The organism is Stenotrophomonas mexicanensis (assembly GCF_032911605.1).
GTDB classification, from domain to species: Bacteria; Pseudomonadota; Gammaproteobacteria; order Xanthomonadales; family Xanthomonadaceae; genus Stenotrophomonas; species Stenotrophomonas maltophilia_A.
Window position 1 is genome coordinate 82,865 of the sequence record NZ_JAWJTG010000011.1, and the last position, 8,733, is coordinate 91,597.

Consider the following 8,733-nt stretch of genomic DNA (forward strand, 5'->3'; position numbering starts at 1 on the left):
TTCATGGCGAAGCTTCCAGACGGAAGCCGACACCGTGGACGGTGCGCAGCATCTCGCCTTCGAACGGCCTGTCCAGTACCTGCCGCAACAGGTACAGATGCGAGCGCAGCGGATCGGAAGGAGGTGCTTCATCCCCCCACAGGCGTTGAACGAGCTCGCTGCGGGTGACGGTTCGCGGCCAGGCCTCGGCCAGTACAAGCAGGATGCGCTGCGGAACCTGTGCCAGCTCCAGCAGCAATCCCGCGCGCCAGGCCTGGCCGCTGCGGCGGTCGATGCTCAGCGGCCCAATCTGCAGGAGGTTCGGTTGACCCACGCGATGGCGGCGGGCGAGGGCGAGACAGCGGGCGAGCAGCTCGGCATCGTCGAAGGGCTTGACCAGATAGTCATCCGCGCCCGCAGCGAAGCCCTGCAGCTTGTCGTCGATCGCATCGCGTGCGGTCAGCATCAGGATGGGGACGTGCCGATCACTGCACTCGCGCAACCGACGGCAGACCGTCGTACCATCGGTGCCCGGCAACCCGATATCGAGCAGCAGCACATCCGGCGGTGACGCCAGCGCCAACTGCAGCCCGACGTGTCCGCCAGCGGCGAAATCGACCAGATGGCCATGCGCCTGCAGCATGTCGATGATGGCCGAGGCCAACGGCAGGTTGTCTTCAATCAACAGCAGGCGCAGGCGCTCGGCGTCCATGGTCAGGGCTGCATGCGGGCCAGGAGAGCGTTAGCTTCGTCCAGACCGGGCTGCTTTTCCAGCACAGCCAGTACCTGCGAACGGGCCAGATCGGTCCGGCCCAGGCGCCAGTGCGCTTCTGCCATCGCGACCTGCAGCCTCGGCTCGTCCATATGCGGGCTGGCCAGCTGCATGATGGACAGCGCGTCGGCGGTTGCAGTGGCGTCCTTTGCTGCTTTCAGCTGGTAGAAACCCAGCATGCCGATCAGCTCGACGTGATGGTCGGACGGGCGCTGCGCCAGTATCTGCGCCGCCTGACCATCACGCTGCTGCAGGTGCTGCTCCACCAGCGCCATGCTGCGCTCATCGCGCCATGCCTGGCGTGCCAGTGGCACACGCCCGCTGGCGCGCACGAAGGCGTCAGCCAGTGCGGCGGTCGAGAACGGGTTCTGACCGGTCAGCAGGCGTCCATCGACTACGACCTTGGGCATCATCAGCGGTGCCTCCTGCCAGCGTGCGCCCAGCTCGCGCATGCGCGGTTCAAGCTGGAACGCGAATTCCTTCGCCCAACGTTTGCCGAACAGTGCTTCTTCCTCTTCCGTGAATCCGGTCATGGCGCGGCCTTCCACCATGGCCCGGCCATCGGGAAGGCGAACACCCGCCAGTGCGGCCGGACCATGGCATACCGCCGCGACCAGTCCTCCCTGCTGCCAGATTCCGGCAATCGTGGCATGCAGGGCCTTGTCGGCCGGAAGGTCGAACATGGCACCCTTGCCGCCGATCACCAGGACGCCCTGGTAGTCGCTGGCACGCAGTTGTGCAGTGGGCACGGTCGCGGCAAGCTTGCCCATGGCCTGGGAATCGGCAAGGACAGCTGCGTTGAAGGCCTCGGAGGGGTTGTACTTGTCAGCCTCGACGGCGCCGCCACGCGGACTTGCCACGTCGATGTCGAAGCCGTTCTGCTTGAGGATGAGCCAGGCCTGGGCAAATTCGTCCATCTCGAAGCCCGGACGGGTCTTCCCTTGGTCCCGGCCTTCGCTGCTGACGACGAGCAGCACGCGCGATGGTGCGGCAGACGCGGAAGATGGGGCCATGGCAGGGAGGAGAAGGACGGCCAGCAGGCCGGACAGCAGGGGGGAGCGGAAGCGGTTCATGCAGGACTCTCCGGGAGATGTGCGCGCACTGTGGCCGGCAAATGTGAAGCAGACTTCAAGCGCATCGACCGTTACCCTGAGGGCCTGTTCCCGTTCGTGCATGCCATGTCCATCGTCCTTACCGACTTCGCCCGTCCCCGCCTGTTCCCGCGCGTGCCGCGTGGCAACACCATCCAGGACTGTACTGCCGAGCAGTTCGAGGCACACCTCAATGCGCACGCGCCGCTGAAGGTGCTCGACGGCTACGCGCCGTTCTGCAAACTGTTCGTCTACGAGAACTGGACCAGCACGCGCTGCCTGACGGTGCCGGTCACCGAGGCCAACCGCCACCAGCTGCGCAGCGGCTACGAGGCGCGCAACCGCGAGGAACTGCCGGTGCTGGTGCGCTGGTTCGAGGGCGTGGAGTCGCCGCGCGCGAACTATCTGGTAGTGATCCTGTACAGCGCCGGGCAGCTGGCGAAGGAGGGGTCACCGATCGAAGCGGACTGGGGCATCGTCGGCTGCATCTACACCGCCGAACCCGAAGAAGTACCGATGGCGCCGATCACCATGATGCGCAATGCACTGGGCGTGGAGGAGGGCGGTTCCGGTGTGCCGCTGGATCGCGAGGCGTACCAGCGCTCCGTCGCGTTCTGGGAGAACAACGCGAACTGGCGGCCGTGAGCCCACGCTGCGGCCGGACAGTCGGCATATGAACAGGGAGGATTGCAGCGGGGCGCTACCATAGCAGTGAATCAACGCAGGGAGCACAGGGATGGATGTTCGCAGTTGGATGCCGTTTGCATGGGTCGCCGCAGGTCTGCTGGCCGCAAGTGAAAGCTCGGCAGCAAAGTACGATGCAGGCGCCGCCTGTGGTGCTTTGTCCGACGTGACGCCGATCCGCGATGCCGGCGTGGGTTCACTGCAGGCGAAGGCAACGTCGGGGCGCTGCACGTTCCATGTGGAAGCGGATGACGCTGCAGCGCTTTCGCGTCAGCAGTCGTTGCTGCAGAGCGTGTCGGCGATCGCCTGTGGTGCGCCAGCCACCACCCGGCCTTCGCAAGGGGCTGCAGGCTTCGACCTGCAGATGCCTGCACGTTGCCCACTCTCTTCCAGCACGCCCTTGATTGCCCGGGAAGGAGGCTGGCACCAGCGGCGACTTTCGTCGGTCCCGACGTATCCTGCGGCCGCCATGCGCGAGGCCCAGCAGGGAGGTGTCGAGCTGATGCTGCTGCTGGATGCGCAGGGCAAGACCCAGGCGATCATCCTGTCCCGATCCAGCGGCTACCCGCTGCTCGATGCGGCGGCGCTCAAGCACGCGCGTGACTGGCGCTACGAGCGTGAAGCGGCAGGCAAGGCACCAAGCATGAGCCTGATACGCGGCACGGTCACGTTCAAGCTCAACTAAGGCGTCTGCAGGGCGGGCTCGGGCTTCCACTCCCACCAGGTGTAGTGGTATTCGCGCTCGGTCGCGCTCCATTGCTGCGCGCAGCAGGTGCACGTCAGCCGGTAGCATTCGCCCCAGCCGTCCTCCGCTTCGCCCCGTGCACGCAGCTGCACGTGACCTTGTTCCAGCAGAGGCTCGGGGCTGAAGAACACATAGGATGGGTAGAGCGCGCACAGGCAGCCTTCGCGTGCCTGCCAGTAGCGCAGCCGTTGCAGGGCCGCCTTGAGGTGCGCCTGGTTGCTGATCAGCATGCCGCCAAGGGCGATGTCCTGGCAGCTGCGTTCGATCGTATCCACATGCGCGACCAGCGCGTCCAACGATGAGGCGCTGAACAGCCGAGCGACCGTACGCGCGGCATCGGTGATGCGCGTTGCATCGCGCGACAACAGGTCCTGCAGCAGCACATCGGCCTGTGCATCGTCGAGCCGGGGTATCGGTGCTGCAGACCACGGCCAGCGCATCAGCGTGACTTGCCGATGGCAGCGTAGTGGCCAGCAGTCAGCTGCAGCAGGTCGGTCGGCGCCAGTTCCACCTCGAGGCCGCGGCGCCCGGCGCTGACATGCAGGTTGGGCAATGCCTGCGCGCTGGCGTCCAGGAAGGTGCGCAGGCGCTTCTTCTGCCCGAGCGGGCTGATGCCACCGACCAGGTAACCGGTCGCGCGCTGTGCAGCGTCAGCAGCGGCCATCTCGCACTTCTTGCAGCCGGCCGCTTCGGCCAGGGCCTTCAGGTCCAGCTGGCCGGCCACCGGCACGATCGCCACCAGCAGCTCGTGGGTTTCGGTGCTCGCCAGCAGGGTCTTGAACACCTGGGCCGGGTCGAGGCCGAGCTTGTCGACGGCTTCGCCCCCATACGATTCGGCGTGGGCGTCGTGCACGTAGCTGCGCACGGTGTGGGCGATCTTCTCGCGCTTGAGCAGGTTGATGGCCGGGGTCATGGGTGCATCCTAGCGCGGGGCAGGGGTGTTGCCTTGACCGAGGCTATTGTTCCCGCTCCGGTGGGGAACATCCACGCATGGCGTGGATCTACTGTGGGTTGGCTGGGGGATATCCACGCATGGCGTGGATCTACTGGGGCCGGACGATCAGTAGATCCACGCCATGCGTGGATACGTGGTGTACGGCCACACGCGAACGCAGAACGGGCGCCCGAAGGCGCCCGTTCCGTGTGTTGCATGCACCGGTAGTGGCGGCCGCTGGCCGCCACCGCGCAGGCATCAGTAGCGGTAGTGGTCCGGCTTGAACGGGCCTTCCACCGGCACGCCGATGTAGTCGGCCTGTTCCTGGCTCAGGGTGGTCAGCTTCACGCCGATCTTTTCCAGGTGCAGGCGGGCCACTTCTTCGTCCAGCTTCTTCGGTAGCAGGTAGACCTTCTTCTCGTAGCTGTCCTTGTTCGCCCACAGGTCGATCTGTGCCAGGGTCTGGTTGGCGAAGCTGTTGGACATGACGAAGCTCGGGTGGCCGGTGGCGCAGCCCAGGTTCACCAGGCGGCCTTCGGCCAGCAGGAAGATCGCGTTGCCGTTCGGGAAGATGTACTTGTCCACCTGCGGCTTGATGTTGACGTGCTTGATGCCGGCGAACGACACCAGCGCATCGACCTGGATCTCGTTGTCGAAGTGGCCGATGTTGCAGACGATGGCCTGGTCCTTCATCGCGCTCAGGTGCTCGATGCGGATGATGTCCTTGTTGCCGGTGGTGGTGACGTACAGGTCGGCACGGCCCAGAGTCGATTCGATGGTGTTGACTTCATAGCCTTCCATCGCCGCCTGCAGGGCGCAGATCGGGTCGATCTCGGTGACGATCACGCGCGCGCCGTAGGCACGCAGCGAGGCCGCGCAGCCCTTGCCGACGTCGCCGTAGCCGCAGACCACGGCTACCTTGCCGGCCAGCATCACGTCCATCGCGCGCTTCAGGCCATCGGCCAGCGACTCGCGGCAGCCGTACAGGTTGTCGAACTTGCTCTTGGTGACCGAGTCGTTGACGTTGATCGCCGGGATCAGCAGGGTGCCGGCCTGGGCCAGCTGGTACAGGCGGTGCACGCCGGTGGTGGTCTCTTCGGAGACGCCCTTCCAGTCCTTGACCACGCGGCCCCAGTAACCCGGGCGCTCCTTGGCGACGCGCTTGAGCAGGTTCTTGATGACCTGTTCTTCGTGCGAGGCAGAGGCGGTGTTGACCCAGTCGCTGCCGTTTTCCAGCTCGTAGCCCTTGTGGATCAGCAGGGTCACGTCACCGCCGTCGTCGACCACCAGTTCCGGGCCGGTCAGGGTGCCGTCGGCCAGGGTGAAGGTCAGCGCGTCCAGGGTGCAGTCCCAGTACTCTTCCAGGGTCTCGCCCTTCCAGGCGAACACCGGGGTGCCGGTGGCGGCGATGGCGGCAGCGGCGTGGTCCTGGGTCGAGAAGATGTTGCACGAGGCCCAGCGCACGTCGGCACCGATGTCCTTCAGGGTCTCGATCAGCACCGCGGTCTGGATGGTCATGTGCAGCGAGCCGGTCACGCGCACGCCCTTCAGCGGCAGCTCGGCCTGGTACTTGCGGCGGATCGACATCAGGCCCGGCATTTCGTGCTCGGCGATGTCAAGTTCCTTGCGGCCCCAGTCGGCCAGCGTGATGTCGCGGATCTTGTAATCACCTTCGGTGGAGAAGGTCTTGGCAACAGCGTTCATTCGTGTGCTCCGGTTGTGGGCGAGCGGGTGCTCGCATCTAGCCGGGCGCCGTTGTTACAAAGCCACCTTACCGAGCCTGGCCGGGCCTCATGGGATCCGGTCGCAGCGCCCCTCGGCAGGGGAGAACCCCCATTATATCGCGGCCCCGGCGTGACATCCGGATGACCCAACCATCGGCAGGTGGGATCGCGTGCACGGCCTGTTAAGGTCGGTGTTTTCACGCATCACACAGGTGGAACGATGAGCATGCACGCGCGCCGCACACGGCGCTGGACCGGTCTGGTCCTGTCGATGGGACTGCTGGCGGTGGCTCCGCTGGCCTGGGCCGCGTCCCCGCAGCCCGCCCAGGTACAGGCCCAGGGCGTCAACGGCTACGAACTGCCGTCGGCGGCGCTGCAGGCGGTGGTGGACGCGCCGCGCGCGCCCTCGCTGTACCTGTCACCGCGCCGCGACGTGGCCGCGATGATGCAGATGCCGTCGCTGCCGTCGATCCAGGTGGTGGCGCAGCCGGAACTGAAGCTGGCCGGCCTGCGCATCAACCCGCGCACCTTCTCCGACAGCCGCTTCAGCTTCGGCGAGAAGCTGTGGCTGATGAACGTGGCCGACGGCAAGGAACGGCAGATCAGCGGCCTGCCGGCCAAGCTGTCGATCGCCAGCGTGATGTGGTCGCCGGACCAGAAGTGGCTGGCCTTCAACCAGGTCGACGCCGCCAGCGGCGCCAATGAACTGTGGCTGGTGGATGTGGCCGGCGGCAGCGCCCGTCGTCTGGTCGCCGGCCTGAACACGGTGATCGGCAGTGGCTACCAGTGGCTGCCGGACAGCCGCGGCCTGGTGGTGTTCACCCGTCCGGCCAACCTTGGTGCGGCCCCGGCCGCCGACGGCATTCCGACCGGCCCGGCCGTGCAGCAGACCAGCCAGGGCGGCGGCGTGGTGTCGATCCGTACCTACCAGGACCTGCTGAAGAACGAGGCCGACGCGCGCCAGTTCGATTACTACGCCACCACCCAGCCGATGGAAGTCAGCCTGGATGGCAACACCCGCGCGATCGGCGCGGCCGGCATCTTCATGGGCTTCTCGGTGTCGCCGGATGGCCGCTTCGTGCTGCGCCAGCCGGTGCAGCGGCCGTATTCCTACGTGGTGCCGGTGAGCAGTTTCCCGCGCCGCATTGAAGTGATCGACCGTGCCAGCGGCAAGCTGGTGCACACCGTGGCCGTGCGTCCGCTGGTGGAAGGTCTGCCGACCGGCAACGACGCTGAAGTGACCGGCGTGCGCGATATCAGCTGGCGTGGTGATGCCGATGCCACGCTGGTCTGGGCCGAAGCCCAGGACGGCGGCGACCCGAACAGGGAGGCCAAGGTGCGCGATGCGGTGCTGATGCAGGCTGCGCCGTTCGACACGCCGCCGGTCACGTTGGCCCAGCTCGGCAGCCGTCTGGTGGGCATCAACTGGGGCCGTGGCGACCTGGCCCTGCTGACCGAGTCGTGGTGGAAGACGCGCAAGACCAGGACTTGGCTGATCGCCCCGGACAATGCCGGCGCCGAGCCGCGCCTGCTGTGGGATCGCGACGGACAGGACCGCTATTCCGATCCGGGCCGGCCGCTGTTGTCCAGCGACGACCGCGGCCGCTCGCTGCTGCAGACCAGCGCCGACGGCAGCAGCCTGTATCTGGCCGGTGCCGGTGCATCGCCGGAAGGCGATCGTCCGTTCGTGGACCGCTTCGACGTTGCCACGGGCAAGGTCACCCGCCTGTTCCACTCGCAGGCGCCGAGCTATGCGCTGCCGGTGGCGTTGCTGGACAACCAGGCCAGCTCGCTGCTGCTGAGCCGCGAGAGCCCGGATGAGCCGGCCAACTTCTACGTGCAGTCGCTGGCCGATGCTGGCGCTGCGCCGCGTGCGCTGACCCACTTCGCGCATCCGCTGCCGCAGTTGAAGGGCGTGCAGAAGGAGCAGATCCGCTACAAGCGCAAGGATGGCGTCGACCTGACCGCGACCCTGCTGCTGCCGCCGGGCTACGACCCGAAGCGCGACGGCCCGCGGCCGCTGCTGATGTGGGCCTACCCGGGCGAGTTCAAGAGTGCGGCTGCGGCCAGCCAGGTGACCGATTCGCCGTACCGCTTCAATGCGGTCAGCTACTGGGGCCCGCAGGCGTTCCTGGCCAAGGGGTATGTGGTGCTGGCCAGCCCGTCGATGCCGATCATCGGCGAGGGCGACAAGGAGCCGAACGACACCTACATCGAACAGTTGGTGGCCAACGCCCAGGCAGCCGTGGATGAAGTGGTGCGCCGTGGCGTGACCGATCGCGATCACATCGCCATTGGTGGCCATTCCTACGGTGCGTTCATGACCGCCAACCTGCTGGCGCACACGCGCCTGTTCAAGGCCGGCATCGCCCGCAGCGGTGCCTACAACCGCACGCTCACGCCGTTCGGCTTCCAGGCCGAGGAGCGCAACTACTGGCAGGCGCAGGACGTCTACCAGAAGATGGCGCCGTTCAACTACGCCGACAGGATCAAGGATCCGATCCTCTTCATCCACGGCGTGGACGACAACAACTCCGGCACGTTCCCGATGCAGAGCGAGCGCATGTTCGCCGCAGTGAAGGGCCTGGGTGGTACCGCGCGTCTGGTGATGCTGCCGAACGAATCGCATGCCTACCGTGCACGCGAGTCGATCATGACCATGCTGGCCGAAAGCGAGCGCTGGCTGGAGCAGACCATCGGCCCGGCCGAGCAGGGCAAGGCGAAGAAGAAGCGCTGACGTGACCCGGTAGTGCCGGCCGCTGGCCGGCAACCTCATGGACTCACGCGACCTGAGGTTGCCGGCC

The 8,733-nt window shown here is 66.5% G+C and carries 8 protein-coding genes and 1 riboswitch; of the genes, 3 read left to right on the forward strand and 5 right to left on the reverse strand.

Annotated elements, in window-relative coordinates:
• Position 1 precedes the first annotated feature (1 nt).
• The gene (locus tag R1L06_RS07210) at positions 2 to 691 is read right to left on the reverse strand and encodes a response regulator transcription factor (RefSeq protein ID WP_032129701.1); all 690 of its coding nucleotides are present in this window, start codon (positions 689 to 691) and stop codon (positions 2 to 4) included.
• 2 nt (positions 692 to 693) lie between these two features.
• The gene (locus R1L06_RS07215; protein WP_317217304.1) at positions 694 to 1,728 is read right to left on the reverse strand and encodes a type 1 glutamine amidotransferase domain-containing protein; all 1,035 of its coding nucleotides are present in this window, start codon (positions 1,726 to 1,728) and stop codon (positions 694 to 696) included.
• Positions 1,729 to 1,929: 201 nt separating this feature from the next.
• Between R1L06_RS07215 and R1L06_RS07220 the strand changes: the two genes are divergently transcribed.
• Together R1L06_RS07220 and R1L06_RS07225 are read left to right on the forward strand one after the other, a co-directional pair.
• Positions 1,930 to 2,487, forward strand: a complete 558-nt coding sequence (locus R1L06_RS07220) for a DUF3228 family protein (protein WP_049425078.1) — start codon at positions 1,930 to 1,932, stop codon at positions 2,485 to 2,487.
• Between the two features lie 91 nt (positions 2,488 to 2,578).
• On the forward strand, positions 2,579 to 3,211 hold the full coding sequence (locus tag R1L06_RS07225) for an energy transducer TonB (protein ID WP_317217305.1): 633 nt from the start codon (positions 2,579 to 2,581) through the stop codon (positions 3,209 to 3,211).
• Here the strand turns inward: R1L06_RS07225 and R1L06_RS07230 are convergent.
• From R1L06_RS07230 to ahcY, 3 genes are all read right to left on the reverse strand, one after another.
• On the reverse strand, positions 3,208 to 3,711 hold the full coding sequence (locus tag R1L06_RS07230; RefSeq protein WP_317217306.1) for a hypothetical protein: 504 nt from the start codon (positions 3,709 to 3,711) through the stop codon (positions 3,208 to 3,210). The two genes, R1L06_RS07225 and R1L06_RS07230, sit on opposite strands and share 4 nt — an antisense overlap.
• The gene (gene ybaK, locus R1L06_RS07235) at positions 3,711 to 4,184 is read right to left on the reverse strand and encodes a Cys-tRNA(Pro) deacylase (RefSeq protein WP_317217307.1); all 474 of its coding nucleotides are present in this window, start codon (positions 4,182 to 4,184) and stop codon (positions 3,711 to 3,713) included. The genes R1L06_RS07230 and ybaK overlap by 1 nt, the downstream gene beginning before the upstream one ends.
• A gap of 279 nt (positions 4,185 to 4,463) precedes the next feature.
• On the reverse strand, positions 4,464 to 5,909 hold the full coding sequence (gene ahcY, locus R1L06_RS07240; protein WP_014036003.1) for an adenosylhomocysteinase: 1,446 nt from the start codon (positions 5,907 to 5,909) through the stop codon (positions 4,464 to 4,466).
• 36 nt (positions 5,910 to 5,945) lie between these two features.
• A riboswitch (S-adenosyl-L-homocysteine riboswitch) is annotated at positions 5,946 to 6,029 on the reverse strand.
• 120 nt (positions 6,030 to 6,149) lie between these two features.
• Between ahcY and R1L06_RS07245 the strand changes: the two genes are divergently transcribed.
• Positions 6,150 to 8,666, forward strand: coding sequence for a S9 family peptidase (locus tag R1L06_RS07245; protein ID WP_317217308.1), 2,517 nt, complete (start codon positions 6,150 to 6,152; stop codon positions 8,664 to 8,666).
• The last annotated feature ends 67 nt before the right edge of the window (positions 8,667 to 8,733 follow it).

Coding starts and splice junctions, on each gene's coding strand:
- R1L06_RS07210 (WP_032129701.1), bottom strand. CDS start 691: ATGGACGCCGAGCGCCTGCGCCTGCTGTTGATTGAAGACAACCTGCCG.
- R1L06_RS07220 (WP_049425078.1), top strand. CDS start 1,930: ATGTCCATCGTCCTTACCGACTTCGCCCGTCCCCGCCTGTTCCCGCGC.
- R1L06_RS07225 (WP_317217305.1), top strand. CDS start 2,579: ATGGATGTTCGCAGTTGGATGCCGTTTGCATGGGTCGCCGCAGGTCTG.
- R1L06_RS07230 (WP_317217306.1), bottom strand. CDS start 3,711: ATGCGCTGGCCGTGGTCTGCAGCACCGATACCCCGGCTCGACGATGCA.
- ybaK (WP_317217307.1), bottom strand. CDS start 4,184: ATGACCCCGGCCATCAACCTGCTCAAGCGCGAGAAGATCGCCCACACC.
- ahcY (WP_014036003.1), bottom strand. CDS start 5,909: ATGAACGCTGTTGCCAAGACCTTCTCCACCGAAGGTGATTACAAGATC.
- R1L06_RS07245 (WP_317217308.1), top strand. CDS start 6,150: ATGAGCATGCACGCGCGCCGCACACGGCGCTGGACCGGTCTGGTCCTG.